The sequence below is a fragment of the Nonomuraea coxensis DSM 45129 genome (assembly GCF_019397265.1).
Lineage (GTDB): Bacteria > Actinomycetota > Actinomycetes > Streptosporangiales > Streptosporangiaceae > Nonomuraea > Nonomuraea coxensis.
Genome location: NZ_CP068985.1, coordinates 5,110,943 through 5,135,454, shown reverse-complemented (window position 1 = coordinate 5,135,454; position 24,512 = coordinate 5,110,943). Strand labels below are relative to the sequence as shown.

General features: G+C 73.1%; 27 protein-coding genes. 12 read left to right on the top strand and 15 right to left on the bottom strand.

Going from position 1 to position 24,512, the window contains the following annotated elements; all coding sequences use genetic code 11:
* Positions 1-3: 3 nt before the first annotated feature.
* The 5 genes from Nocox_RS24195 to Nocox_RS24175 are packed head-to-tail and all read right to left on the bottom strand — an operon-like array spanning position 4 to position 4,845.
* Positions 4-1,278 carry an ABC transporter substrate-binding protein gene (locus Nocox_RS24195; RefSeq protein WP_020540214.1) on the bottom strand — a complete coding sequence of 425 codons (1,275 nt, stop codon included), beginning with the start codon at positions 1,276-1,278 and terminating at the stop codon, positions 4-6.
* Positions 1,268-2,371 (bottom strand): branched-chain amino acid ABC transporter permease, encoded by a 1,104-nt coding sequence (locus Nocox_RS24190; protein ID WP_020540215.1) that lies wholly within the window; start codon positions 2,369-2,371, stop codon positions 1,268-1,270. Before Nocox_RS24190 ends, Nocox_RS24195 begins: the two co-directional genes overlap by 11 nt.
* A complete protein-coding gene (locus tag Nocox_RS24185; protein WP_020540216.1) occupies positions 2,364-3,254 on the bottom strand; it encodes a branched-chain amino acid ABC transporter permease in 891 nt (296 codons plus the stop codon). Before Nocox_RS24185 ends, Nocox_RS24190 begins: the two co-directional genes overlap by 8 nt.
* Positions 3,251-4,021, bottom strand: coding sequence for an ABC transporter ATP-binding protein (locus Nocox_RS24180; protein WP_020540217.1), 771 nt, complete (start codon positions 4,019-4,021; stop codon positions 3,251-3,253). Before Nocox_RS24180 ends, Nocox_RS24185 begins: the two co-directional genes overlap by 4 nt.
* Positions 4,022-4,062: 41 nt before the next feature.
* Complete coding sequence (locus Nocox_RS24175) at positions 4,063-4,845, bottom strand: ABC transporter ATP-binding protein (protein WP_020540218.1); 783 nt, start codon at positions 4,843-4,845, stop codon at positions 4,063-4,065.
* Between the two features lie 188 nt (positions 4,846-5,033).
* On the opposite strand from Nocox_RS24175, the gene Nocox_RS24170 reads away from it, so the two are divergent.
* Positions 5,034-6,230 carry a helix-turn-helix domain-containing protein gene (locus Nocox_RS24170; RefSeq protein WP_063711577.1) on the top strand — a complete coding sequence of 399 codons (1,197 nt, stop codon included), beginning with the start codon at positions 5,034-5,036 and terminating at the stop codon, positions 6,228-6,230.
* Positions 6,231-6,276: 46 nt separating this feature from the next.
* On the opposite strand, the gene argG is transcribed toward Nocox_RS24170, so the two are convergent.
* Positions 6,277-7,725 (bottom strand): argininosuccinate synthase, encoded by a 1,449-nt coding sequence (argG, locus tag Nocox_RS24165; protein ID WP_026213737.1) that lies wholly within the window; start codon positions 7,723-7,725, stop codon positions 6,277-6,279.
* A 143-nt stretch (positions 7,726-7,868) separates the two neighbouring features.
* Between argG and Nocox_RS24160 the strand changes: the two genes are divergently transcribed.
* The gene (locus Nocox_RS24160; protein ID WP_020540221.1) at positions 7,869-9,707 is read left to right on the top strand and encodes a DUF2264 domain-containing protein; all 1,839 of its coding nucleotides are present in this window, start codon (positions 7,869-7,871) and stop codon (positions 9,705-9,707) included.
* A gap of 52 nt (positions 9,708-9,759) precedes the next feature.
* Here Nocox_RS24160 and Nocox_RS24155 read toward each other — a convergent pair whose 3' ends face one another.
* Positions 9,760-10,494, bottom strand: a complete 735-nt coding sequence (locus Nocox_RS24155) for a hypothetical protein (RefSeq protein WP_020540222.1) — start codon at positions 10,492-10,494, stop codon at positions 9,760-9,762.
* A 79-nt stretch (positions 10,495-10,573) separates the two neighbouring features.
* On the bottom strand, positions 10,574-11,212 hold the full coding sequence (locus tag Nocox_RS24150; RefSeq protein WP_020540223.1) for an HNH endonuclease family protein: 639 nt from the start codon (positions 11,210-11,212) through the stop codon (positions 10,574-10,576).
* Between the two features lie 95 nt (positions 11,213-11,307).
* Here Nocox_RS24150 and Nocox_RS24145 point away from each other — a divergent pair, with 95 nt between their 5' ends.
* Together Nocox_RS24145 and Nocox_RS24140 are read left to right on the top strand one after the other, a co-directional pair.
* Positions 11,308-11,661 (top strand): hypothetical protein, encoded by a 354-nt coding sequence (locus tag Nocox_RS24145; RefSeq protein ID WP_246649521.1) that lies wholly within the window; start codon positions 11,308-11,310, stop codon positions 11,659-11,661.
* Positions 11,661-12,764, top strand: a complete 1,104-nt coding sequence (locus tag Nocox_RS24140; protein WP_020540225.1) for an NlpC/P60 family protein — start codon at positions 11,661-11,663, stop codon at positions 12,762-12,764. The genes Nocox_RS24145 and Nocox_RS24140 overlap by 1 nt, the downstream gene beginning before the upstream one ends.
* Here the strand turns inward: Nocox_RS24140 and Nocox_RS24135 are convergent.
* A complete protein-coding gene (locus tag Nocox_RS24135) occupies positions 12,746-13,729 on the bottom strand; it encodes a cation diffusion facilitator family transporter (protein ID WP_020540226.1) in 984 nt (327 codons plus the stop codon). The genes Nocox_RS24140 and Nocox_RS24135 overlap by 19 nt on opposite strands.
* A 134-nt stretch (positions 13,730-13,863) precedes the next feature.
* On the opposite strand from Nocox_RS24135, the gene Nocox_RS24130 reads away from it, so the two are divergent.
* Complete coding sequence (locus Nocox_RS24130; protein ID WP_020540227.1) at positions 13,864-15,084, top strand: cytochrome P450; 1,221 nt, start codon at positions 13,864-13,866, stop codon at positions 15,082-15,084.
* Positions 15,085-15,147: 63 nt separating this feature from the next.
* Positions 15,148-15,828 carry a TetR/AcrR family transcriptional regulator gene (locus Nocox_RS24125; RefSeq protein ID WP_020540228.1) on the top strand — a complete coding sequence of 227 codons (681 nt, stop codon included), beginning with the start codon at positions 15,148-15,150 and terminating at the stop codon, positions 15,826-15,828.
* Positions 15,829-15,852: 24 nt separating this feature from the next.
* Here Nocox_RS24125 and Nocox_RS24120 read toward each other — a convergent pair whose 3' ends face one another.
* The gene (locus tag Nocox_RS24120) at positions 15,853-17,334 is read right to left on the bottom strand and encodes a hypothetical protein (RefSeq protein WP_033407722.1); all 1,482 of its coding nucleotides are present in this window, start codon (positions 17,332-17,334) and stop codon (positions 15,853-15,855) included.
* Between the two features lie 469 nt (positions 17,335-17,803).
* Here Nocox_RS24120 and Nocox_RS24115 point away from each other — a divergent pair, with 469 nt between their 5' ends.
* From Nocox_RS24115 to Nocox_RS24090, 6 genes are all read left to right on the top strand, one after another.
* Positions 17,804-18,172: an STAS domain-containing protein gene (locus Nocox_RS24115; protein ID WP_020540230.1), complete on the top strand. Its 369-nt coding sequence runs from the start codon at positions 17,804-17,806 to the stop codon at positions 18,170-18,172.
* A 112-nt stretch (positions 18,173-18,284) separates the two neighbouring features.
* Entirely contained in the window at positions 18,285-18,683 is a 399-nt protein-coding gene (locus Nocox_RS24110; RefSeq protein WP_020540231.1) for an ATP-binding protein, read from the top strand.
* A 96-nt stretch (positions 18,684-18,779) separates the two neighbouring features.
* The gene (locus tag Nocox_RS24105; RefSeq protein ID WP_020540232.1) at positions 18,780-19,145 is read left to right on the top strand and encodes a MarR family transcriptional regulator; all 366 of its coding nucleotides are present in this window, start codon (positions 18,780-18,782) and stop codon (positions 19,143-19,145) included.
* A gap of 14 nt (positions 19,146-19,159) precedes the next feature.
* Complete coding sequence (locus Nocox_RS24100; RefSeq protein ID WP_020540233.1) at positions 19,160-19,555, top strand: STAS domain-containing protein; 396 nt, start codon at positions 19,160-19,162, stop codon at positions 19,553-19,555.
* Between the two features lie 19 nt (positions 19,556-19,574).
* Complete coding sequence (locus Nocox_RS24095; protein ID WP_020540234.1) at positions 19,575-19,727, top strand: hypothetical protein; 153 nt, start codon at positions 19,575-19,577, stop codon at positions 19,725-19,727.
* A gap of 246 nt (positions 19,728-19,973) precedes the next feature.
* The gene (locus tag Nocox_RS24090; protein ID WP_020540235.1) at positions 19,974-20,129 is read left to right on the top strand and encodes a hypothetical protein; all 156 of its coding nucleotides are present in this window, start codon (positions 19,974-19,976) and stop codon (positions 20,127-20,129) included.
* Between the two features lie 72 nt (positions 20,130-20,201).
* Here Nocox_RS24090 and Nocox_RS24085 read toward each other — a convergent pair whose 3' ends face one another.
* The 5 genes from Nocox_RS24085 to Nocox_RS24065 all read right to left on the bottom strand — a co-directional run bounded on the left by Nocox_RS24085 (position 20,202) and on the right by Nocox_RS24065 (position 24,431).
* Entirely contained in the window at positions 20,202-20,477 is a 276-nt protein-coding gene (locus tag Nocox_RS24085) for a hypothetical protein (RefSeq protein WP_246649520.1), read from the bottom strand.
* A gap of 35 nt (positions 20,478-20,512) precedes the next feature.
* Positions 20,513-21,511 (bottom strand): hypothetical protein, encoded by a 999-nt coding sequence (locus tag Nocox_RS24080; RefSeq protein ID WP_020540237.1) that lies wholly within the window; start codon positions 21,509-21,511, stop codon positions 20,513-20,515.
* 62 nt (positions 21,512-21,573) lie between these two features.
* A complete protein-coding gene (locus Nocox_RS24075; RefSeq protein WP_020540238.1) occupies positions 21,574-22,167 on the bottom strand; it encodes a response regulator transcription factor in 594 nt (197 codons plus the stop codon).
* Positions 22,164-23,252: a sensor histidine kinase gene (locus Nocox_RS24070; protein WP_020540239.1), complete on the bottom strand. Its 1,089-nt coding sequence runs from the start codon at positions 23,250-23,252 to the stop codon at positions 22,164-22,166. Before Nocox_RS24070 ends, Nocox_RS24075 begins: the two co-directional genes overlap by 4 nt.
* Positions 23,253-23,426: 174 nt before the next feature.
* A complete protein-coding gene (locus tag Nocox_RS24065) occupies positions 23,427-24,431 on the bottom strand; it encodes a glycoside hydrolase family 11 protein (protein WP_020540240.1) in 1,005 nt (334 codons plus the stop codon).
* Positions 24,432-24,512: the final 81 nt, after the last annotated feature.

Here is a 24,512-nt window from a genome sequence, read left to right as displayed (position 1 = left end):
GGCTCAGCCGGCCGTGGGGACGGTGTACCCCTCGGCCAGCTCGGACACGGCGGCCTCCTTGACGAGCGTGGCGCCGCCGACGGCGTCCTTGTCCGGCTTGACGATGTACGACGAACGCGAGGCGGGCCGGTCGTAGACGCTGAAGTCCATCGGGGTGCCGCCCAGCCCGGCCTCCCACGCCTTCTGCGAGCGGTGGGCCGCGATGATGCCCGCCCGGCTGAGGTCCTTGCTCTCGCACGCCTTGCGCAGGGCGTCGCCGACGATGACGGCCGCCGTCCAGCCGGCCGCGACGCCGCTGTCGAGCGGCTGGCCGGCGTACTTGGCCTTGTAGTCGGCGATGAGCTTCTGGTAGGCGGGCAGCGGCGCGCTGATCGGCGCGCCCGCGGTCACGTAGTAGAAGTCCTTCAGCAGCGCGGGCGCCGCGGGCGTGTCGAGCAGCTGCGGGCTGTAGGCCGAGTTGCTGCCCATGAACGGCACGTCCATCCCGCCGGCGAGGGCCACGCCGACCAGCGAGGCGGCCTGGCGCGGGCCGACCGAGACCAGCACGGCCTTCACCCCCGCCTTCTTGAACGCCGCCACCTGGGCCGTCATGTCCTGGTCGGTCGCCTTGATCTTCTGCTCGACCACGGTGAGGCCGAGCTTGCCCGCCGCGTACTTGGACCCGGCGAGGGCGCTCTCGCCGTAGTCGCCCTCGAAGTACAGGTGACCGATCTTGTCGCCGGACTTCAGGCCCTTCTCCTTCATCAGGAAGTCCACGCCGTTGATCATGTCCACGTCGTACGTGGTGCCGGTGACCTGGATGGCCTCGCTGCCGAGCAGCCCGGTCGCCCATGCCATGGGGATGGTGAGCACCTTGTCGGTGTTGATCTTGTCCTTGAGCGCGGTCACCATCGGCGAGCCGATGAACTGCGGGATCGCCGCCGTCCTGGGCGCCACCTCGGCGTAGGACGCCATCGCCTTCTGGGCGTCGTAGCCGTGGTCGCGCACGACGGTCTCGATCTTCCTGCCGCAGACGCCGCCCGCCTGGTTGACCTGGTCGAAGTAGAGCTGCTGGGCCTGGGTGAGGCTCTTGCCGAGGGAGGCGTACGGGCCGGTCAGGTCGGTGAGCAGGCTCAGGGTGATCGTGTCGGCGGTCACGCCGGGGCCCGTCTTCACGCCGTCGCCGCCGGTGGCGCTCGCCTGGTCGCCACCGCCGGTGGCCTTGCCGCTGGCGCAGGCTGTGGCGGCCAGTGCCAGCGACACGAGCGCGGCGACGACGGCCTTGCGGTTACTGGACATGTGAGCTCCTGGTGTCAGGGGACGGTGTGGGGTTCGCGGACAGGGGGAGCCGCAGGCCGGACAGCCTCCGGCGCAGCGAGCCGAGCAGGCCGAGCAGGCCGCCGGGCAGGAAGAGCACGACCGCGACCACGGCCGCGCCGTACAGGAGGCGGGCGGCCTCGGCGGGGGAGACGCCGTCGCCGGAGCCCGGCGCGGCCACCAGCGGCAGCGCGTCGCCGTAGCGGGTCAGCACCTGCGGCAGCAGGGAGACGAAGACCGCCCCCGCCACCGCGCCGCCCACCGACCCGAGGCCGCCGATCACGATCATCGCGAGGTAGTCGAGGGAGAGCAGCATGCCGAAGTAGTCCGGCACCGTGCGCTGGAAGACCAGGGCGAGCAGCACGCCGGCGAGGCCGCCGTACATGGACGACAGCACGAACACCCCGGCCCGGTAGCGGGTGACCGGCACGCCCATCACCCCGGCGGCGATCTCGTGGTCGCGGATGGTGTTCATGGCCCGCCCCGGCCGGCCGCGCAGCACGCCGCGGGCGAACAGCGCCGCCGCCAGCAGCACCGCCCCGCCGAGGAACCACAGCCGCTCCAGCGCCCCGAACGGCACGTCGAGGACGACCAGCTCCGGCGTGTCGGCGAGGACGAAGCCGAACAGCTCCAGAGGCGGCACCGCGCGGCCGTTGAAGCCGCCCGTGACCGGCCCCGCGTTGAACAGCAGGTGCTGGCCCAGGAAGATCAGCGCCAGCGTGGCGATGCCCAGGTAGGCGCCCTTGAGTCGCCCGGCGATCGGGCTGAACAGCCCGCCCGCCGCCCCCGCGAGGAGCACGGCGAGCACGGCGGCGAGCGGCGTGGGCAGGCCCAGGCCGCCCAGCGCCCCCGTGGGCTCGGCGGCGAAGTACACGTAGGCGTAGGCGCCCACCGCCAGGAAGAACGCGTGCCCCATGGAGAGCTGGCCGGTGGCGCCGGTCAGCAGGTTGAGCCCGATCGCGCCGACCGCGGCCGACATCGCGAACAGCCCCGCCTGCAGCCAGAACCCCTCCAGGTAGAAGGGCACCGCCAGGAAGGCGGCCAGCACGCCGGCCCTGATCAGGTGCCTAGACACGGGCGAGCTCCTTCGTCCCGAACAGGCCCGCGGGCCGCAGCAGCAGGATGGCGATCATGACGAGGAAGGGCGCCACGTCGCCGATCCCGCGCCCGAGGAAGGTCAGGTCGTTCTGGTAGCCGGTCATCAGCGCCTCGGTGACCCCGACGACCAGGCCGCCGACCAGCGCCCCCGTCGTGGAGTCCAGGCCGCCGAGAATGGCCGCGGGGAACGCCTTCAGCGCCGCGAACGAGGCGCCCCGGTCCAGGCCGGGCGTGGGGAAGACGCACAGGAACAGCGCGGCCACCGCCGCCAGCGCCCCGGCCACCGCCCACGCGCTGAGCGACACCCGGCCGAGCCGCACCCCCATCAGGGCGGCCGTCTCCGGGTCCTCGGCCGTGGCCCGCATCGCCACGCCCCAGCCGGTGAACTTGAACGCCAGCAGGAACACCGTGATCAGCAGCGCGGCCGTGACCAGCGCGACCAGCCGGGTCTCGGCCACCGGGACCGGCCCCAGGTGCACCACCCGCGCCCCCCACGGGTCGCCCATGGCCAGCACCTCGGTGCCGATCCTGCGGGTCAGCTCGGTGGTCAGCACGATGTCCACGCCGATCGTGACGATCGCTAGCACGCTGTGCGTGGCCGCCTTCGACCGGCGGATGACGAGGAACTCCACCAGCGCGCCGAGCACGGCGGCCACGGCGATCCCGGCCAGCAGCGCGGCCCAGAAGCCGATCGCGCCGTGCAGCCGCGCCACCACGTAGCCGCCGGCCAGCAGCAGCGAGGCGTGCGCGAAGTTCACCACCTCCGTCGCCTTGAAGATGACGACGAAGCCGAGCGCGATCAGCGCGTACACGGCCCCGATGGAGATCCCGTTGACGAGCAGCTCCAGGAATGTGATCACGAGCCCTCCTCGGTGCCCAGGTACGCGCCGATGACCTTGGGGTCGTTCTGGACCTCGGCGGGCGGGCCGTCGGCGATGCGGCGGCCGAAGTCGAGCACGGTCACCCGGTCGGCGAGCCGCATGACCATGCCCATGTCGTGCTCCACCAGCAGGATGGAGATCCCGAGGCTCTCCCTGACGGAGACGATCAGGTCGGCCATCTCGACCCGCTCGCCGCTGTTCATCCCGGCGACCGGCTCGTCGAGCAGCAGCAGGCGCGGCTCCATCGCGAGCGCGCGGGCGAGCTCCACCCGTTTGCGCACCCCGTACGGCAGCAGCCCGACGGGCGTGCCGAGCAGGTCGGCGAGCCCGACGAACGCGGCGATCTCCGCGACCCTGGCCTCGTGGGTGCGCTCCTCGCGGCGGGCGCGCGGCAGCCGCAGCCCGGCCGCGACGAAGCCGGAGCGGGTGAGCCGGTGCCGGCCGAGCAGCAGGTTGTCGCGGACCGGCAGGCGGGGGGAGAGCGCGATGTTCTGGAACGTGCGGGCCACGCCGAGCGCGGCCACCTCGTGGGGGCGCAGCGTGGTCAGCTCGGCCCCGCCCAGGCGGACGCTGCCCGAGGTGGCCCGGTAGACGCCGGACAGCACGTTGAAGCAGGTGGACTTGCCGGCCCCGTTCGGGCCGATCACCGCGTGCACGGTGCCGGGCTCGACGGTGAAGCTGACGCCGTCGAGCGCCGTCAGGCCGGCGAAGCGCACGGTCACGTCGCGGACCTCCAGCCGCGGCATACCGCCCGGTTGGTATGTCGAGGTCACGCCGGACTCCCCGGTCATGCCGACCACCGCGACAGCGCGGCCCGCGAGCGCGGACCCTCGGCCGGCTCCTCGTCGCTGACGCCCAGGTAGCGCCGCCTGACCTCGTCGCTGGCGGCCAGCTCCGCCGCCGGGCCCTCCATCGCCACCCCGCCGACCTCCAGCACGTACGCGTAGGAGGCCAGCGACAGCGCCGTGGCCACGTTCTGCTCGACGAGCAGCACCGACGTGCCCGCCGCGTTGATCGCCCTGATCGTCGCGGCGATCCTGGCCGCCATCTGCGGGGCCAGCCCGAGCGTCGGCTCGTCCAGCAGCAGCACCGACGGCCCGGCCATGAGCGCCCGGCCGATGGCCAGCATCTGCTGCTCGCCGCCGGACAGCAGCCCGGCCGGCTGGCGGGAGCGCTCGGCGAGCACCGGGAACAGCTCGCGCACCCGCTCCCTCGCCTCGGCGGCGGCCCGGCGCGGCGTGCCGAGGCCGCCCGCGCGCAGGTTCTCCTCCACGGTCATGCGGGCGAACACCCGCCGGCCCTCCGGCACGTGCGTGACGCCGCGCCGCACCACCGCCGCCGCGGCGAGGCCGGACAGGCGGTCGCCGTCCAGCTCGACTGCGCCGCGCGCGATCCGGCCGCGCTGGAACCGGAGCGTTCCCGAGACCGCGCGCAGCAGCGTCGTCTTCCCGGCGCCGTTCGCGCCGAGCACGGCGACGACCGCGCCGGACGGGACCCGCATCGACACGCCGTCCAGGGCGCGCACCGGCCCGTAGTCCACGACGAGATCGCCGACGGTCAGTTCGGCCATACGACTTCCTCCCAAGACCCCATGCCGGCTCACCCAAACCGCTGACGTGCACCGTCGTCCAGATGCCGGAGTGAAGTCGGGCGGCCTGCCCACCGCGGCCGGGCCCGCGTTGTGCAGCCGCACAACGCTGGATCACAAAACGCTACAGAGCCTTGTTCTGGAGCGGGGCGCGGTGGCAGCCTCGGGGAATGCGTCCCCCTACGGTCGTGGACGAGGACGTCCGCCAGACGTTGCGCACCGCCGCCGTGGTCCTGCTGGAGCACCTGCCCGAGCTGACCGACGAGCTGGTCGCCCGCACCCGCGCCGGCGACGAGGTGTACTGCGCCTGCGTCCCCTACGACGAGCACTGGAAGAGCACGCTCGAAGGCGTCAGGCTCGGGCTCACCGCCATCCTGCAGCCGCCCTCCGAGCGGCGCGACCTGGTCTTCACCGCGAACATGGCCCGCCGCCGCGCCGAGCAGGGACTGCCCCTGGACTCCCTGCTGCGGATGTACCGCCTGGCCGGCCAGGTCGTCTGGTCGGCGCTCGTCGACCACATGGAACGCGAGCGGCCCGAGCGGCTGAGCGTCCTGGTGCGCGCCGCCGGGCACGTCTGGCACGCCATCGACCGGCAGTCCATGGTGGCCTGCGACACCTACAACCGGCGCGAGCAGGAGATACTCGGCCGCAGCAGGGAGCGCGTCAACGCCCTGCTCGACGCGCTGCTCGACGGCACCGCCGACGCCGGGGTGGTCCGCGCCGCCGAGGCCGCGCTCGACCTGCCCGAGCACGGCACGTACGCGGTCGTCACCGTACGCCGCGGCGGCCGGCAGGACGACGCCCTGCTGCCCGAGTCGCTGGACGGCATGCGGCTGCTGTGGCGGATGCGCACCGGGCACGAGGTCGCCGTGGCCGCGCTCGGCGGGGCCGGCCTGGACGACCTGTGCAGGGAGCTCAGCTACGTCATCAGCGGCGTCGCCGGCGTCAGCCCCGTCGTGACCGGCCTGGCCGAGCTGGCGGCGGCCCACGAGCTGGCCCTGCTCGCCATGCGCACCTGCGTGGACGGCGGGCCCGAGATCGCCCGCCTGGACGGCCGGGTGCCCGCCGCGCTCATGCTCACCCGGCCCGACCTCGCCTTCCACCTCCTGGACAGCGCGCTCGGGCCGCTGCTCGCGCTCGACTCCGCCGACCGCGACACGCTGCTGACCACGCTGGAGACCTGGCTCGCCTGCGACGGCTCGGCCGCCAGGGCCGCGGCCCGCCTGTTCTGCCACCGCAACACGATCGTCAACCGGGTGCGCAGGATCGAGCAGCTCACCGGCCGCTCGCTGGCCCGCCCCCGTGACCTGGTGGACCTGGCGCTGGCCCTCGACGCGGCCCGCCTGCTGCCGAACAGGAACGCGTGAGGCCGCGGGGGAAACCTCCCCGCGGCCTCACGCGCGTCGCTTCAGGTCAGTCGGTGCCGAACTCCATGGCGGCCTGGTCCAGCAGCTCCTCCTCCGCCGCGGCCTCGCCGCGCGAGGCGATGGCCTCCGCGCCGCCCTCGTCCATGGCGCCGATGAGGCCGGTCGAGGCGGCCTGCGCCGCGCCCACCAGGCTCGGCTGCCCGCCGCCGACCATGCCGAGCCGGGCGTACTGCTCCAGCTTGGACCGGGAGTCGGCGATGTCGAGGTTGCGCATGGTGAGCTGGCCGATGCGGTCGACCGGCCCGAACGCGGAGTCCTCGGTGCGCTCCATGGACAGCTTGTCCGGGTGGTAGCTGAACGCCGGGCCGGAGGTGTCGAGGATCGAGTAGTCCTCGCCGCGGCGCAGCCGCAGCGTCACCTCGCCGGTGATCGCCATGCCGACCCAGCGCTGCAGCGACTCGCGCAGCATCAGCGCCTGCGGGTCGAGCCAGCGGCCCTCGTACAGCAGCCGGCCGAGCTTGCGGCCCTCGACGTGGTAGCTCGCCAGGGTGTCCTCGTTGTGGATGGCGTTGACCAGCCGCTCGTAGGCGGCGTGCAGCAGCGCCATGCCGGGGGCCTCGTAGACGCCGCGGCTCTTGGCCTCGATGATACGGTTCTCGATCTGGTCGGACATGCCGAGCCCGTGCCGGCCGCCGATGGCGTTGGCCTCCAGCACCAGGTCGACGGCGGAGGCGAACTCCTTGCCGTTGATCGTCACCGGGCGGCCCTGCTCGAAGCCGATCGTGACGTCCTCGGCGGCGATCTCCACCTCGGGGTCCCAGAACCGCACGCCCATGATCGGCTCGACGATCTCGATGCCGGTGTCGAGGTGCTCCAGCGACTTGGCCTCGTGGGTGGCGCCCCAGATGTTGGCGTCGGTGGAGTAGGCCTTCTCGGTGCTGTCGCGGTAGGGCAGGCCGTGGGCCAGCAGCCACTCCGACATCTCCTTGCGGCCGCCGAGCTCGTGCACGAAGTCGGCGTCGAGCCACGGCTTGTAGATGCGCAGGGAGGGGTTGGCCAGCAGACCGTAGCGGTAGAAGCGCTCGATGTCGTTGCCCTTGAACGTCGAGCCGTCACCCCAGATCTGCACGCCGTCCTCCAGCATGGCGCGCACGAGGAGGGTGCCGGTGACCGCCCGGCCGAGCGGGGTGGTGTTGAAGTAGGTGCGCCCGCCGGAGCGGATGTGGAACGCGCCGCAGGCCAGCGCCGCGAGCCCTTCCTCCACGAGCGCCGCCCGGCAGTCGACCAGGCGGGCGATCTCGGCGCCGTAGGCGGTGGCGCGGCCGGGGACGGAGACGATGTCGGGCTCGTCGTACTGGCCGATCTCGGCGGTGTAGGTGCACGGCACTGCACCCTTCTCCCGCATCCATGCGACCGCTACCGAAGTGTCGAGACCACCGGAGAAGGCGATCCCGACTCGTTCACCGACAGGCAGGGAGGTGAGTACCTTGGACACGAGCAGAAGTATATACACACCTCTGCATGTCCATGCAATGCGGCACGGGGGTGTGGCGGCCGGATTCGTCCAGGAGCGAGGAGGCGTGACGAGGCCGGGTGGGGGGAAACCGCTTTCCGTCGGACGGCGTAGGATCCCGTTCCATGCCTCTGCCGCCCCCTGACCTCCGCCTGTCACCCCGCACCGGCTGGACCCGCGCGCACTGGGAGGCCATGGCCGACCGGCTGCTCGACGCCGTCGTCCCGTACGCCACCGACGGCTTCGCCCAGTACCGCCTGCCCGGCGGCGCGAGCCGGTCCGGCCCGGTCAGCGACGGCCTGGAGGGGTTCGCCCGGACATTCCTGCTGGCCTCCTTCCGCATCGCCGGAGCCCGCGGGGACGTCCCGCCCGCGCTGCTGGAGCGCTACGCCGAAGGGCTGGCCGCGGGCACCGACCCCGCACACCCCTACGCCTGGCCGCCGCTGACCGACCTGTCCCAGCCGCTGGTGGAGGCCGCCTCCATCGCGCTGGCGCTGCACGAGACCCGGCCCTGGCTGTACGACCGGCTCGCCCCCGCCGTGCGCGACCGGGTGCTCGCCTGGCTGGCCGGGTTCCTGGGGCGGCGCACGCCGGACAACAACTGGGTGCTCTTCCAGGTGGTCGTCGAGCAGTTCCTGGCGGAGGCGGGCGGCCCGTACGAGCCCGCCGAGATCGCCGCCGGCCTGGAGCGCGTCGAGGACTGGTACGTCGGCGACGGCTGGTACTCCGACGGCGCCGGCAAGAACTTCGACTACTACACCGGCTGGGCGCTGCACCTCTACCCGTCGCTGTGGGCCAGGATGTCCGGCGACACCGCCCGCCAGGAGCGCTACGCCGCCCGCCTGCGCCTCTTCCTGGAGCGCTACCAGCACTTCTTCGCCGCCGGCGGCGGGCCCGTGCACCAGGGCCGCTCCCTCATCTACCGCTTCGCGACCGTCGCCCCGCTGTGGCTGGGCGAGCTCACCGGCGCCTCGCCGCTGCCGCCCGGCCGCACCCGGCGCATCGCGAGCGGCGTCCTGCGCCACTTCGCCGAGCGCGGCGCGCCCGACGAGCGCGGACTGCTCACGTGCGGCTGGTACGCGCCCTTCCCGCCCGGCACCCAGGACTACTCCGGGCCCGCCTCGCCGTACTGGGCGGGGAAGGCGTTCCTCGGCCTGCTCCTGCCGCCGGACCACCCGGCGTGGACCCGCCCCGAGGAGCCCGCCCCGATCGACCTGGCCGACCAGGTGGTGACCGTGCCCGCGGCCGGCTGGGTGCTCGGCGCCACCCGCGCCGACGGCGTCGTACGCCTGCTCAACCACGGCAGCGACCGTGACCGCGTCCAGCGCCGGGACGGCGAGCCCGACCCGCTCTACCTGCGGCTCGCCTACAGCAGCCACACCGGGCCCGACTTCGCGCCCGGCGCGGCCGACAACCAGCTCGCCGTCGTGTCACCGGCGGGCGTCCCCTCGCGCCGCCGCCGCATCGAGCCGCTGGCGGTGGGGGAGCGGCTGGCCGCCTCCGCGTACCGGGACGGCGACGTGCGCGTGGTGACGACCTCGGTCGTGGACGGGCCGGCCGAGATCCGCGTCCACGAGGTCACCGCGCCCGCCGGACACCTCGTGCGTGACGGCGGGCACGCCTTGGCCGACCGGGTGCCTCCCGGCACGTACGCCGAGGGCGTCCACGCGGTGGCCCGGCGGCCGGACGGGCTGACGAGCGCGGCGCGCGGCCTGCACGGCTTCACCGCCGCGGGCGTCGTCATCGGCGAGGACGTGAACGCCTTCGGCCCCCGTTCGGCCACCCCGTACGTCGTCTGCCCGGCCCATCCGGGCGGCACGGCCGTGTACGTCAGCCTGATCCTGCTCACCGCCGCCCCAGGGGAGCCGCCCCTGCCGGAGATCCGGGTGACACCGGACGAGGTCGTCGTCACCCCGTCCGCGGGCGAGCCGGTCCGCGTCCCCCTCGGCCGGGCGACGCCGTAGGCGGGAGCCGGCGAACGACCGGTGATCGGCGGCCCGTCCCCCCTGGCGGGGGTCAGGAGCCGGTGGCGCTCTCCGACGGGCTCGGGGCGGAGGAGGACGCCGGGGGCTCGTGGTGCCACCTGCCGTGACCCTGGCCGCCGTCGCCGCCGTCGCCGTGGCCCATGCCGCCCCAGCCCTTGCCCCAGGGCCGGTCGCCGTCCTTGCCGCCGTCGCGGGCGGCGTTCGCGCGGTCGGTGACGTCGCGGACGACGACCGCGGTGGCGGTGCCGCCGTCGACCTTGGCGGCGACCATGACCTTCTGGCCGGCCTTGAGCGCGCCGGCGCCGTCGTCGCCGCGGTTGACACGGGTCTCGGAGGTGACCGCGTACTCCTTGGTGTAGCCGTCCTCGCTCTTGACCGTGACGGAGTCCTGGTCGGCGGCGGTGACGTCGCCGTACTGGGTGGCGATCGTCACGTAGCCGCCGTCCTCGCCGCGGACGACGTACTCGCCGTGCAGGGCGGGCCCCCCGAGGCCGGCCCGGTGGTGGCCCCGGCCCCAGCCCTTGTCCTCGGAGGGCGTGCCGGAGGGGGACGCGGAGGGCGACGCGGACGGCGACGCGCCGTCCCCGGCCGTCGCCGTCGGGGACGGCGTGGGCGACAGCGCCGCCGCCGCCGCGACCCCCGCCCCGGTGACCAGGGCCACGGCGGTGACGCCGGCCAGCACCAGTGAACGGGGGTACCGGCGCTTGGGCGGCTCCTCGCCGAGGACCTCCGCGGCGCTGAAGTCGTCCGGTCCAGGGGTTGTCATGGTGTCCTCCCGATACGGTTCATGTAGCCACAAGCGTGCACGAAGCCCGTTAAGAACGACGTAAGCCCAGGTCAGTGCCTCACCGGCAGGTACGCAGCATGTTGAGCAGCGCCACCCGTTCCCTCCGCGTGACGAACAGCCGGTAGTGGTGCTTGACGGTGATCCACGAGGTGGCGTACCGGCACCAGTGGGCGCGCCGCTGCGGCCGCCAGCTCTGCGGGCCCTGGCCGCCCTTGGCGAGGTTCGCCGAGTGGCTGACCGTGATGAGCTCGGGACGGGTCAGGTCGTTGGCGAACGCCCGCCGCTTCGCCTGGCTCCACCGGCTGGCCCCGGAGCGCCAGGCGTAGGCGAGCGGCACCACGTGGTCCACGTCCACCAGCCGCTCGCTCTTCAGCCACTTGCCGTCGTACGGGCTGTACCAGACGCCCTTGACCGGGTGGCAGGCCGCGTTCCTGCGCACCCGCCGCCCGTCGCGGGACAGCACCGTCTCACGCGCGTCGCACGTGCCCTTGTGGTGCGCCCAGCGCGGCATGAACCGCCGGTGGCTGTACCCGCGGATGGGCAGCGGCCGGGCGACCTTGAGCTGGTCCAGCAGGCGGCGTGCCCGCGCCGCCGAGCCCCCCTCGGCCGCGGCCGGTGGCGCGGCGACGACCAGGGCGATCGGGACGACAAGGGACGTGAGCACGGCGGCCTCGGCCGCCCGCCTGAAGAAGATCATGGTTCCACCCTTACCAGCAATCCTTTCCGTACGGTGCCGATCCGGCCGGAAGGCGGACCGATCCTCCCGGACGGATGCGTCGGACGGGGAAATTGGTGCAAGATGGATCCCGCACCACGGAGATCACGGCGAGTACGCGGGGTGAGCTGGCGATGGGCGGGCTGGAGGTCCACTTCCAGGCGTTGGAGGACTGTGCGTCCGCCGCGCGGAAGGTGGCGAAAGAAGTGAACGACCTGGGCGGCGGCTTTCCCGCCGGAGCCACGGACTCCTCGATCTTCGGCAAGCTGGCCGACTCCTCCGGCCTGGCCTCCGCCGTCGACGCCGTCGAGAAGGCGGCGGACGAGGAGCTGGGCCAGGCCGGCTCCAAGCTCGAAGGCGTCGAACGCGCGCTGGACAAGGTGCGGCAGAACGTCCGCACCGCCAACCGGGCCAGCGGGGCGGACTCGTAATGGGCGTCGCCGAGCAGGTCGCCGCGCTGCCGGGCGACGGCGAGAAGCTGGCCGACCTGCTGCGCAAGGTCAGCGGCAGCCCCGAGACGATCCGCGGCGTCGCCAAGCGGTGGCGGGGCGCGGCCGGCAAGGTCGACGGCTACGCCGGGCGGATCAGCGCCGCGGTCCGCAACGTCGACAAGGCGTGGAACGGCGCGTCCGCGAACGCCTTCGTCACCTACATGGGCGGCTACGACCGGGCGGGCACCGCCTTCCACGGCGCGCTCACCGGCAGCGCGGGCGCCCTCGACAACGCCGCCAAGGCGCTGGAGACGGCCGAGTCGAAGATCAACGGGATCTGCGGCACGCTGCTGGACAAGGTGCGCGCGTGGAAGACCGCCAACCCCAAGGCCGACCAGAAGAAGTACGACGCCGCGGTCAGACCCATGGTCGCCACGGCCCTCTCCGAGGCCCAGCCGCACGCCGACGACGCCGGCGAGGCCGTGACCCAGGCCATGAAGGACGTCAAGAAGCTCCTGGGCGACCGGGCGGCGACGTTCGCCGCGATCAAGGCGCCGGGCGACCAGACGTTCGTGCCGGGGCCCGGCCACACCGTGCAGTGGGACCCCGCGCCGATACCGAAGACGACCCTGCAGGGCGACGGCGGAGGCGGCACCGAGCCGGGCGGCAACCCCGCGGGCGGCCCGGGGGCCAACCCGGCCGCCAACGCGGGCAACGGCGCGCCGCCGACGCCCCTGCCGTTCGAGAAGGGCACCGCCACCGGCGACCGCATCGTGGACGCCGCCAAGCTCCATATGGGCAAGCCCTACGTGTGGGGCGCCAACGGCCCGGCGTCCTTCGACTGCAGCGGCCTGGTCTACTACGTGCTCAACCAGGCCGGCATCAAGATCGGCGACACCACCGCCGCCGGCTACCAGGCGAGCGGCACGCCGGTCAGTACGCCGCAGCCCGGCGACATGGTCTTCTTCGGCAACCCCGCCGGCCACGTCGGCGTCTACATCGGCGACGGCAAGATGATCCACGCGCCGCACGCCGGGTCGACCGTCAGCATCGGGACCGTCGCCAACGACGGCCGCGCCGTCAGCTACCGCCGCTTCACCTGATCCTCGTCGTCCTGCGGCTGCTTCACCTGATCCTCGTCGCCCTGCGGTCGCTCCTTCGGGCCGGCGGGGGCCGGCGAGAGGTAGACGACGGAGGCGATCGGCACCCGGTCGCGGATGCGCCGCTCGGTCTCGCCGAGCGCCTCGGCCACCGCGTCCGACTCCCGGTGACCGGCGACGGTGACGCGGGCGGCCACGAGCAGGTCCTCGGGCCCCAGGTGCAGGGTGCGGAGCTGGGTCCAGCCGGCGATGACCTCGTCGTTCCCGAGCACGTCCTCGATGCGGCGCTGGATCTCGGGGGAGGCCGCCTCACCGATGATCATGCTCTTGGTCTCCCTGGCGAGCGTCACCGCCACGATGATCAGCAGGACGCCGATCGCGACCGAGCCGACGCCGTCCCAGACGGTGTCGCCGGTCACCAGGGCGAGGGCGACGCCGATCAGGGCGAAGGCCAGCCCGGTCAGGGCCGCCGCGTCCTCCAGCAGCACCACCGGCAGCTCCGGGGCCTTGGCGTCGCGGATGTAGCGGGTCCAGGACCGGTTCCTGCGCAGCTCGTTGGCATTGCGGACGGCGGTCCGCAGCGACAGGCCCTCCATGACGATCGCGCCCACCAGCACCCCGACCGCCCACGGCCAGCTCTCCAGGGGGTGCGGGTGGCTGATCTTCTCGTAGCCCTCGTACAGGGCGAACAGGCCGCCGCCGAAGAACAGCACCACCGACACGAGGAACGCGTAGAAGTACCGCTCGCGCCCGTACCCGAACGGATGGGCCGGGGTGGGCCCGCGCTTCGAGCGCGACCTGCCGAGCAGCAGCAGCCCCTGGTTGCCGGAGTCGGCCACGGAGTGGATGCCCTCGGCGAGCATCGACGACGAGCCCGTGAAGAAGAACGCCACGACCTTCATCACCGCGATCCCGACGTTGGCCGCCAGGGCCGCCAGGGTCGCCTGATGGGAACCGCCTCGGCTCACGCCGCCTCCTCTCGACCTGACGCTCGCCAGTACCCAGAAGCGCGCGGGAACAACACCGTGGAAGGCTGTTTGCCGGATTAAGATGATCATCTTATATTCGGAAGGGTCGGACTCCCGGCTGGAGGGCCAAAGCGATGGCTGACGCGATCCCCGCATACCCGTTCGACCGCCCCACCGCGCTGGAGCCGCCGCCGCAGCTCGCCGAGCTGCGCGAAGGCTGCCCGGTCGCGCACGTACGCCTGCCGAGCGGCGACGTGGCCACCCTCGTCACCCGCTACGACGACGCCCGCGCCGTCATGGCCGACCCGCGCTTCAGCCGCGACCTGTCCAGGGAGGGCGCGGCCCGGCTGGCCACCACCGAGGACGGCGGCCTGTTCAGCCGGGGGCGGTCCGGCGGGGCCGCCATCCGCGACGGGCAGGGCCATCTGCGGTGGCGGCGGCTGCTCAGCGGCTGGTTCACCCAGCGGAAGATGGAGGTGTGGCGGCCCCGGGTCCAGGCCATGGCCGAGGAGCTGCTGGACGCCATGCTCGCCAAGGGCTCCCCGGGCAACCTGACGGCCGGGCTCGCGCTGCCCCTCCCGGTGCGCGTCATCTGCGCCCTGGTCGGGGCGCCGGCCGAGGACCAGGACAAGTTCGCGCACTGGTCGCGGGTCATGCTCACGCTGACCGGCCACACGCAGCAGGAGGTCGACCAGGCCTACCGCGAGTTCGACGCCTACGTGTCCGACCTCGTCGACCGCAACCGCGCCGACCCCGGCGACGACCTGCTCAGCGAGCTCACCCAGATCACCGACGCCGAGGACGGCCGGCTCGGCCAGGACGAGCTGATCTCCACCGTGCGCGGGCTGCTGCTGGCCGGCCACGAGACCACCTCCAACATGATCGCGATCATGACGGCCGTGCTGCTGTCGGAGCGCTCCCGCTACGAGGCCGTCGTCGACGACCCCGACCTGGTCCCGGGCACCGTCGAGGAGGTGCTGCGCCTGGACAGCACGCTGTCGGTCATCGGCGGCGTGCCCCGGTACATCACCGAGGACATCGAGCTGAGCGGCACCCTCGTGCCCGCGGGCAGCACGGTCATCCCCAGCACCCCGGCCGCCAACCGCGATCCGGGCAAGTTCACCGACCCCGACCTCTTCGACCCACGGCGGCCGAACGTCGCCCAGCACCTCACCTTCGGTGCGGGCCCGCACTACTGCCTCGGCCAGCCGCTCGCCCGCGTGGAGCTGCAGGTCGTGCTCGGCCTGCTGACCCGGCGCCTGCCCGGGCTCGGGCTCCGCGACCATCCGTCCGACCTGCGGCTGCGCACCGGCGGCATCTCCGGCGGGCTCCAGGAGGTGTGGGTGACCTGGTGATCCGGCCCCGTCCATGGTGATAATCGGGGAAAGACGGCACCGAATACATCATTAAGGACGGTCATGAACGTCAGCACGGCGGTCCCCGCGCCGTCCTCCCGGCCGTCCCCGCGCTCGCTGCGCGCCCGGGACACGCTCATGCGGACCGCCGAGCGGCTGTACGCCGAGCACGGCTTCGCCGGCGTGTCCATGCGCATGATCCGGGAGGCGGCCGGGCAGCGCAACAACTCCGCCGTGCAGTACCACTTCAGCTCCAGGGACGAGCTGATCGTCGCCATCCTGGAGCAGCACGCGGCCGCGATCGAGCGGCACAGGTCCCGGATGGTGGCCGAACTGGAGGAGCAGGGGGAGGCGACGCCGCGCGAGTGGATCGCCTGCGTCGTCGAACCCGGCATCGAGCATCACGTCGAGCTCGGCACCCCCTCCTGGTACGGGCGTTTCCTCGCGCAGGCCGTCGTGGATCCCGGGCTGCGCGAGCACGCGCGGCGGGCGTACACCTGCACGCCCTCCTTCCGGCGCCTCGACCGCCTCCACCCGGCCGCCGGCGCCGGGCGGGACACCGAGCTCACCGAGCGGCACGCCGCCATGATCCGGCTGCTCCTCGTCCACATGAGCGCCGACCTGGAGACCGAGCTGGCCGCCGGGCAGGCCACGCGGGACGAGGCGGAACGGGCCTGGCGGCGGCTCGGCGACAACCTCGTCACCGCCGTCCTCGGCCTCAGCTCCGCCCTGCTCCCCGGCTGACGTCCGGCCTCGCCGGGGGCCGCGTCACCACGGCGGCGAGGGCGGGGGCGGCGGGGGCGGACCGGGGGCCGGGGGACGCGCCTGCGCCGCAGCACCAGGAACGCCACCATCCCCGCCACCGCGAGCGCGGTACGAGCGCACGTAGGCGTCGAACACCTGCCGCGGGCTCCACTCCTGCCGCGACCGCCACCGCCGCACGTCCCCCTTGTCCACCAGCGAGGCGTACGTCGTGCGCCCGGTCCTGCTGCGCTCGCGGTACCACTCGGCGGCCACCCGGCTCAGGTAGACCCGCCGCAGCGCCGCGTACTCGGGCGCGGTGTTCACCGCCCGCTGGACGCGCGGCAGGATCAGCGACCGGAACACCCGCTCGGCCCGCTCGCCGTCGGCGGCCGACTGCCCGGCGCAGCCCTTGCCGAGCTCGCCGCCCGGCGGCGACGCCGGCAGGTGTTCGCTCTCCAGCTTCACCTCAAGGGGCGCGTCGAGGATGTAGAGCTCGTCGCCGCGCTCGTGGACCGAGGCGGGCGCGGGCACGATCCACTGCCGGAACACCAGGCACCTGCCCCGTGTGCCGTCCCAGAACCGGCGGCCGAGCGCGGTGTCGGGATGGATGAGTCTCGCCACGGTCTTCTTCATGTGCAGGTCCGCCTCCAGCAGGATGCGGCCCGCGTCGGTGGTGCCGAAGTCCGCGTCGATGATCCGGCCGGGCTCGGACGGGTTGAGGTTGACGGTGAACTTGTGCGCGGGCAGCGCCAGCCACACGAAGAAGGCGTCCGACGCCTGCCGTGTCACCCGGAACCCGGCCGCCGCCCCCGGCGCCGGCTCGCCCCCGGCCCGCTTCACCCCGGCCTCCGCCGGGGTGAAGCCGTATCTGATGCCGGCGGGGTCGTCGGTGCCGGCGTCGGCGAAGTAGCGCAGCTCCAGCGCGGAGAAGTCGACGCCGCCGAGGTCGTCGCCCTTCAGCGCGCCGGCCAGCGCGTCGAGGTCGAGCGCGAACGCGTCGGCCTTGATCGTGTTGCCGAGCGCCTCCCTCAGCGCCGCCCAGAGCTGCCCCTGCGAGTCGGCGGAGTGCACCACGCGCGCGTTGGTGCCGGCCACCAGCGCCCGGCAGTTCGCGCTGCTCGGACTGCACGGGGCGAGGTCGGTGTAAAGCACGAGCAGCCGCTCGACGGGCAGCTCCCTGGCCCGGCCGCCTTTCACCACGCGCGGCTCGGAATGCTCCACAACGGTGCCGAACAGGTCTTTCGCCGTCTTGTTCGCATTGAACCGGGGAATGGCGAGAATGGTGCGGGTGCCGGGCGGCAGCGCCAATTGCCGGAGCAGGGCGGGATTGATCCGCCGGAGCGTTTCGACGCTCGTCACGAACCGGCTGTCGAAGGCGGCCGGATCGCAATCGGTGATGTCGAAGAAGCCGACCGCGACGTTCATGCTGCCGTTGAACGCCTCGCGCCCCGGGGTCTGGTGCGTGGGGTCGACATCGCGTCCGAAGTCGGGATCCACGTCCATCATGTCGCGATAGGTGAACGCGATCTGGCCGAGCGGATCGGTGAACGCGATCCGCTCGGGTTTGGTGCCCGGGGCGGGGGGAAGGGGCGACTGATAATGTTCCGGACATATGCCTTGAACGGCTGCGGAAGCGGGTGTGACGCCGTACGTCAGCGCCATTGCCGCGACGACGGCGAGAATCGGGCGCGACCATTTGCCGGCGCGGCTCATGCCGTCAATGGTGCCAAAAGCGCGGGCGGCGAGGAAACATGATTGTCGACGGCCGGTGAAGACGATTGTGGGCGATTCCCTGACGAAGCACGACGCGAAGGGCGGCGCGAGGCGGGGCGTGAGGCGGGGCGAGAGGTGCGGCGCGACGGGCATACCGCACGCCGCCCGCGTCCGCGTAGGCTTGCCGCCAGGCCGCGGCGGCCCTTCCGGGACGGCCCGGACGAGCCTCGCGGCCAGGACCACGGAACATGAGAGGACAGCGGTGACGGCTCTCGCGATCGAGGTGGTGCGCCGGTCGGGCTACTGGCTGCTGACCCTGCGCGGCGAGCTCGACAGGCAGACCCAGCCCGACCTGTCGCGCGCCTTCGACGAGCTGTTCGGCGGAGCGCGGGGCGACAAGGAGTGCCCGCACGTCGTCTGCGACCTGGGCGGCCTGGACTTCTGCGACTCCAGCGGCCTGCGCGCGCTGGTCGTCGCGCAGGAGCGGGCACGGGAGCGGGGCGGCGGACTGCGGCTCGTCGAGGTGAACCCGAGCATGGCGGCGCTGCTGGAGATCACCCTCCTGGAGGAGCAACTGCCCGCCTACGACGACCTCGACCACGCCACACGAGAGCTGACTCGTCCGGAATGACCGTCGTGCCGGGATCGGGAGCGCTCACCTGCCTCGTCGGCGGGCGGGCAGGCTCATACTGGACGGATTCGCCCGTGAGCCGCGGCACGCTGACGAGACGGGACATGACACGGTGAGCGACCTGCTCGAACTGAGCCTCCCCGCGGGCACGGACCTGGCCGCGGTCCGGGCGATGCTCCGCGATCACGCCCTCACCTCCGGCATGACGGCCAAACGCGTGGAGCTGCTGGTCCTCGCGGTCAACGAGGCCGTCACCAACGTGCTGGACCACGGAGGAGAGGGCGGCCGGCTCCTCGCGCGCTCCGGCGACCAGGGCATGGTCGTCGAGATCGTGGACGACGGCGGCACCCTCCTCCCCGAGCACCTGGGACGGCGCCCGGCCCCCAACCCCACGCGCGGCATGGGTCTGTTCATCATCAGCAGCGTCTGCGACCGGGTCGACCTCGACCATCCCGGCGGTCACTCCCGGCTCCGCCTCTACATGGACTACGCCGGTCCGGTCGCCCACTGAGCGGCACGGCACGCCTGCGACTTTCACGAAAAACTTTTCCGTAATAGTATTTCGCCAGGACGTGCGCAGACCCATCCGCGACCACCTGGAGGATCAATGGAGCACTTGCGTTCCTCCCCGGCGGACCGGCCCTGGACCTTCCTGACCAACCACGCGCGGGTGCTCACCGAGATCGCCCGCGACCCCGGCGCGCGGGTCCGCGACATCGCGGCCGCGATCGGCATCACCGAACGGGCCGCCCAGAACATCGTGACCGATCTGGAACGCGCGGGCTACATCACCCGCACCCGGGTGGGCAGACGCACCCGTTACAGCGTCGACCCCAGCCGCCCGTTCCGGCACCCCGCCGACGCCGACCACCCGATCGAAGGACTGTTGTCCCTGTTCACTGACGACCACCCGCCCAACCGGGAGCGACCGGACGGAGACCTCGACCGCCGCGCCCCCTCCCTCCCGTCGTGACAGGAGCCACCCCGATGCCGATGACCGCCGACGAATCCACCCCCAGGCTGCCCGGCGGCCGCACGCCCGACTGGCTGACCGTCCTCGTCGAGCAGCGGGACGGGCACGCCCTGGTGCGCCTCGACGGCGAGCTCGACCTGCTCACCCGCCCGCGGCTCAGCGCCGCCTGCGACGCCCTGCTGGAGCGGGGCGTCCGCAGGATCGTCATCGACGCCTCCGGCCTCAGCTTCAGCGACTGCGCCGGGCTGAGCGCGCTGCTCGGCGTGCAGCGCGAGGCGTGGCGGCGGGGCGGGTCCCTCGTGCTGACCGGCGTGCACGGCATGCCGGCCCGCCTCCTCGCCATCACCGGCGCCGCCGCCACCCTGATGACGGACGACACCACCGCCCCCGCCCCCGCCGTCGGCGAATGACCGGGGAGCGGGGCCGCCGGTGAGGGCGGGCGCGCCCGCCCGCAGCGCGATCAGGATCACCCGCCGCAGCAGCTCCTTCACGAACGACGCCGTCACGCTCCCGCTCGAGCCGGTCGATCTCCTCGCGGACCGCCGTCGCGGTCTCCCGCTCGGCCGCGAGCACGGTGAGTAGAGGCGGTACCGCTCCTCCACGACCACGACCACGACCTCGCTGAGCGGGCAGCCGAGGTGCCCGGTCACCTGGGTGATCAGGGGGGAGGCGGCGTTGTCCGCGCCGATGTGCGTCGAGCTTGGCGTTATTTAACGTGTTTTGTCGCATCTTGGCCGCTCGGTCGTTCGTCCGCCTCCGCTGAGGGCATCCGCGTGTACGGGGAGTAGCGCATCGCTGCTCTCCGTGACACGGAGAAAGGGAAGTCCGATGGCTCAGGACGCGCGCAAGGCGAAGAGCGGCGACAAGGACAAGAACAAGGGCAAGGGCAAGGGCACGATGCCGGGCCGCAACGGCGCGGAGAAGAAGCCCGGCGCCGTCAAGCCCGAGGACTGGAAGAACAACGTTCCGGGCAACCAGGGCTGACGCCTGACGTGCAGGTGCCCTGCGGCTTCGCGCCGCAGGGCACCTTGCGTGTCCGGGATGCCGCCGGCGAGCTCAGTCGCCGGACTCGCTCATCAGCCGGGTCCAGAAATGCTGCAGTTCCTCGGCGATGTAGCGGCGGTAATGGATGCGCTGCCGGCCGTCGTCGTCCCGGTACACCGAGACCTCGGTGTAGGGCGTCCCGTCGTCGATGAAACCGGTATGGAGCTGCGCCCAGTCTTCCGCGCGCGGTGTCCACTCCGGGAACGCCAGCGTAGCGGCGCGGTCCCGGATGGCGATGTGCCAGCGTTCTTCCCCCAATATGGCCATACTCCACGGTGCCAGAGCCACGGTCAGGAGCCGGCAAAACGCCCCGCCGCAGAGGGTCAGAGCGTGACGGGCTCCTCCGCCGCCCCGCGCGCCGCCGCCCGGACCCGGGACCAGGCCACGGTGAGCAGGGCGACGGCGGCCACCGCGAAGGCGACGTTCCCGGCCAGGTCCACCCCGGGGGTGGCGGGCAGGGCCGGGGGCTGCGGGAAGGAGTGCCAGGCGTAGGTGAGCAGCCAGCCGGCGCCCAGCGCTAACCGCTGCGCCAGGCCCCAGCCCGCCCGCCGCGCCCAGCGGGCGACGAGCGCGTACGCCGCCCCGTACAGGGCGAGGTTCGCGGCCACGGCCGGCCACGCGCCGAGGACGTCGAGCGGCAGCGCGGCCAGCCAGAAGGCCAGGCCCGCCACCAGCGTGAGCCCGAGCACCGTCCACGGCCCCGGCGCCCGCCGCGGGGCCCCGCCCGCCGGTGTGGTGGCGGGCGGGCGGCGGGGCAGGGCGAGGACGGACAGCAGGGCCGCCACCACGGCCGCCCCCACGAGCTGTGCGGCCGACGGGCGGTAGGCGTCCGGGTTCGTCAGCCCGGTCGCCGCCGCGCCCAGCACGTACAGCACCCCGGCCACGACCAGGCCGGGCCGGCCCAGCCACGGCTCCTCCGCCCTGGACGGCACCAGGGCCTCCATGACCGCGATCGGCGCGAGCACGCTGCCCGCCGCGTGCACGCCGCCCAGCACGAACGACGCCCACCAGGCGCTCACGCCCACCCCCGGCAGCCACGCGTACGACGCCAGGTCCATCCCGGCGAAGTGCGGGTCGAACAGGGACCGGGTCAGCAGTCCCTCCTCCACCAGCCCGTACGCCACCGCGAGCAGCACCATCCCCGGCCAGCCCGCGCCCCTGCGACGGGCCAGCTCACGGATGAGCAGGGCGCCGCCCCCGTACAGCGGGGCCAGGACGACCAGCGCGGGCAGCGCGGTGACGGGCAGGTTCCCCAGCAGGAACTCGCCCGCCAGCGGGGACAGCAGGAAGAGCCCGAGAGCGGGCAGAAGGCGTTTTCCCATGCCTTCAGCGTCGCCAGGGCCGGGCGCGGCCGGTAGTGACGTTCGTCAGCAGCGCGCGGGCGTCACAGCCAGCCCTTGGCCTCGGCGGCGCGGGCGGCCTCCGCGCGGTTGCGGACGCCGAGCTTGCCGATGGCCGACGACAGGTAGTTGCGCACCGTGCCGTCCGACAGGTGGAGACGGCGGGCGATGTCGGCCACGGTGCCGCCCTCCGTAGCGGCCCTCAGGACGTCCCGCTCGCGGCCGGTCAGCGGGTTCGCGCCCGCGGAGACGCTCGCCGCGGCCAGCTTGCGGTCGAACACCCGGCCGCCCGCGTGCACCCGCCGCACCGCGTCGGCCAGTTCCCCGGCCCGCGCGTCCTTGACCACGTAGCCGGCGACTCCCGCGTCCATCGCCCGCCGCAGGTAGCCCGGCCGGCCGAACGTGGTCAGGATGATCACCCGCACGCCCGCCAGGTCCCCGGCGACGGTGAGGCCGTCCCGGCCGGGCATCTCGATGTCGAGCAGCACCACGTCGGGGCGGAGCGCGGTGACGGCCGGGGACACCTCGTCGCCGCGGCTCACCTGGCCCACCACCTCCAGGTCCGGTTCCAGGCCGAGCAGCGCCGCCAGCGCCTCACGTACGAGATGCTGGTCGTCGGCCAGGAGCACCCGGATCACGCGGTCACGCCCGCCAGCGGCAGGCGGGCGCTCAACCGGAAGCCGCCGCCCTCGGCGGGGCCGCCGTCCAGGACGCCGCCCGCCACCTCGATCCGCTCGGCCAGCCCCCGCAGCCCGTTGCCGGTCGCGCCCGCGGCGTCCGTACGGCATCCGCGGCCGTCGTCGCTCACCTCCGCGTACGCCTCCGCGTCCCGCACCCCCAGCCGGATGCGGCAGTGGCGGGCGCCGCTGTGCCTGACCACGTTCGTCGTCCCCTCCCGCACCACCCAGGCCAGCACCGGCTCCACGTCGGCGGGCAGCGGCCCGGCGGCCACGTCGAGCCGCACCCCGGCGGTGGCGAGCGCCCGCCGCGCCCCGTCCAGCTCGTCGGCGAGCGACAGCTCCCGGTAGCCGGTGATCGCCTCCCGCACGTCCGACAGCGCCTGCCGGGACAGCTCCTCCACCTCCTCGGCCTCCGCCCGCGCCCGCTCCGGGTCGGCGGTGACCAGCCGCGCCGCGAGCTGGCTCTTCACCGTCATGACGGCCAGGCTGTGGCCGAGGATGTCGTGCATGTCGCGGGCGAAGCGCAGCCGCTCGTTGTCCACGGCCAGCCGCTCCACCTCGGCGCTCGCCCGGCTGAGCGCCCGGTTCGCCGACTCCAGCCTGAGGAAGGCGCGCATCGCGGCGGTGAAGATCACGCCTTGCAGCGGGAACCACCAGCGTTCTGCCAGGGACAGGCCGATCAGCAGCGGGAACGCCAGCGTGACGGCCAGGATCGTCGCCCCGGCCGCCACCGGCAGGGCCCGCTCCGGCAACGACACGGCCACCGCCGCGATGAGGAAGAACCACATCGCCAGCAACCACAGCTCGCCCAGCAGCGGCGTCATCGCGGCGGCGACCACGTACAGCAGGGCCAGCGCGAGCAGGCCACCCGTGCGGCGCGAGCGTTCCACGCACCACATGACCCGCAGGTAGAGCCCGACGAAGGCGGCCAGCCCCGCCGCCACCAGCGCCACCCGGCCGGGCGAGGGGGAGGAGGACAGGAACGTCGGCAACGGCCACACCAGGACGACGAGGTAGAGACAGTTCCACAGCCGGCCCTTCACGCCAAGCAGCCTATCCAGCCCGCCGACGGCCGTCCCCTGACGAATGTCACCTCCGCGACGCGCCGGGCGGGTGGTGCCGGTGGCGGTCAGACCGTCGCAGGCGGCCGGCCGCCGCCGGGAAAGCGGGACGCGGCGGCCGGATCGGCCGCCGCGCCATGGGAGGGGGAAAGGTGGTCAGCCCGCGCTGCAGGAGACCGTCGGCCAGGTGTAGTTGCCGTTGTGCTGGATCGTCACGCCCCAGTTGTTGCCGCTGCCGTTGGGCCGGGCGGTCAGGGTCTGGGCGTTGGGGTAGCTGGCGCTGATGTTCCAGGTGGCGATGATCTTCGCGGGGGAGGGGACGTTCATCGTCACGGTCCAGTTGCTGGATCCGCTGACGGAGACGTTGAGGTTGTAGCGGTCGCTCCACTGCTGACCGGCGGAGAGCGTGGCGGAGCAGCCGCCGCCCCCGCCGCCACCGCCACCGCCGCCGCCCCCGCCTCCGGAGGTGCTGCCGAGCGTGATGTTGGAGTTGCCGCTGCTCTGGTAGCCCTCGGTCGCGAGGATCTGGTAGTCGTGGCTGCCGAGGCTCATGCCGTTGCGGGCCCAGGCGTCGAAGTGGTTGCCCGCGGTGATGGTCCCGCCGGTCCGCTTCGACTGCCGGACGCTCCAGTACTGGTTGAAGGTCCGGGTGCCCTCGATGGAGGGGGCGTTGTAGCGGGTGGTCTGGTAGATGTCGTACGTGCCGCCGTCGCTGGTCACGGTGCCCTTGTACGTCCCGGTGGGCCGGTAGGTGCCCCAGTTGTCGACGATGTAGTACTCGATGAGCGGGTTTCGCGTCCACCCGTACAGGGTCAGGTAGGCGTTGCCGGACGGGTTGAAGCTGCCGGAGTAGGTCACGGTCCTGCGGCCGCCGGTGCTCCAGCCCTTGCCGGCGACGAAGTTGCCGGTGTTGCTCCAGGACGTGCTGTAGTTGCCGCCGGAGCCGAGGTTCATGGAGACGGTGCCCTGACTGTCCGTCCAGAACGAGTAGAAGTAGCCGTTGTTGGTGCCCGTCTGGTTCGAGGTGACGGTCGTGTCGGCGCCGGCGGTGCCGGGGAGGACCAGCGCGGACAGGATCAGCGCGAGGGCTGAGGCGCCGCCGAGGAGCAGCCGGAGGCGGCCACCGCGGCGGGCTCTGTGACGGGTCGGTACGTCGTTCATCGGATCTCCTCCACCGATGTCGCCATCGAAAATATCGGCGATGTGGCGAAAGTATCGGACCGGTCAAGAAGCTTGTCAATG

Bases quoted from the DNA above. Each gene is read 5' to 3' on its own strand.
- Nocox_RS24080 (WP_020540237.1), bottom strand. From the start codon at position 21,511: ATGGGAAAACGCCTTCTGCCCGCTCTCGGGCTCTTCCTGCTGTCCCCG.
- Nocox_RS24195 (WP_020540214.1), bottom strand. From the start codon at position 1,278: ATGTCCAGTAACCGCAAGGCCGTCGTCGCCGCGCTCGTGTCGCTGGCA.
- Nocox_RS24180 (WP_020540217.1), bottom strand. From the start codon at position 4,021: ATGCCGCGGCTGGAGGTCCGCGACGTGACCGTGCGCTTCGCCGGCCTG.
- Nocox_RS24175 (WP_020540218.1), bottom strand. From the start codon at position 4,845: ATGGCCGAACTGACCGTCGGCGATCTCGTCGTGGACTACGGGCCGGTG.
- Nocox_RS24105 (WP_020540232.1), top strand. From the start codon at position 18,780: ATGGAGCACTTGCGTTCCTCCCCGGCGGACCGGCCCTGGACCTTCCTG.
- Nocox_RS24130 (WP_020540227.1), top strand. From the start codon at position 13,864: ATGGCTGACGCGATCCCCGCATACCCGTTCGACCGCCCCACCGCGCTG.
- Nocox_RS24140 (WP_020540225.1), top strand. From the start codon at position 11,661: ATGGGCGTCGCCGAGCAGGTCGCCGCGCTGCCGGGCGACGGCGAGAAG.
- Nocox_RS24155 (WP_020540222.1), bottom strand. From the start codon at position 10,494: ATGACAACCCCTGGACCGGACGACTTCAGCGCCGCGGAGGTCCTCGGC.
- Nocox_RS24170 (WP_063711577.1), top strand. From the start codon at position 5,034: ATGCGTCCCCCTACGGTCGTGGACGAGGACGTCCGCCAGACGTTGCGC.
- Nocox_RS24125 (WP_020540228.1), top strand. From the start codon at position 15,148: ATGAACGTCAGCACGGCGGTCCCCGCGCCGTCCTCCCGGCCGTCCCCG.
- Nocox_RS24090 (WP_020540235.1), top strand. From the start codon at position 19,974: ATGGCTCAGGACGCGCGCAAGGCGAAGAGCGGCGACAAGGACAAGAAC.
- Nocox_RS24120 (WP_033407722.1), bottom strand. From the start codon at position 17,334: ATGATGGACGTGGATCCCGACTTCGGACGCGATGTCGACCCCACGCAC.
- Nocox_RS24160 (WP_020540221.1), top strand. From the start codon at position 7,869: ATGCCTCTGCCGCCCCCTGACCTCCGCCTGTCACCCCGCACCGGCTGG.
- Nocox_RS24150 (WP_020540223.1), bottom strand. From the start codon at position 11,212: ATGATCTTCTTCAGGCGGGCGGCCGAGGCCGCCGTGCTCACGTCCCTT.
- Nocox_RS24100 (WP_020540233.1), top strand. From the start codon at position 19,160: ATGCCGATGACCGCCGACGAATCCACCCCCAGGCTGCCCGGCGGCCGC.
- Nocox_RS24065 (WP_020540240.1), bottom strand. From the start codon at position 24,431: ATGAACGACGTACCGACCCGTCACAGAGCCCGCCGCGGTGGCCGCCTC.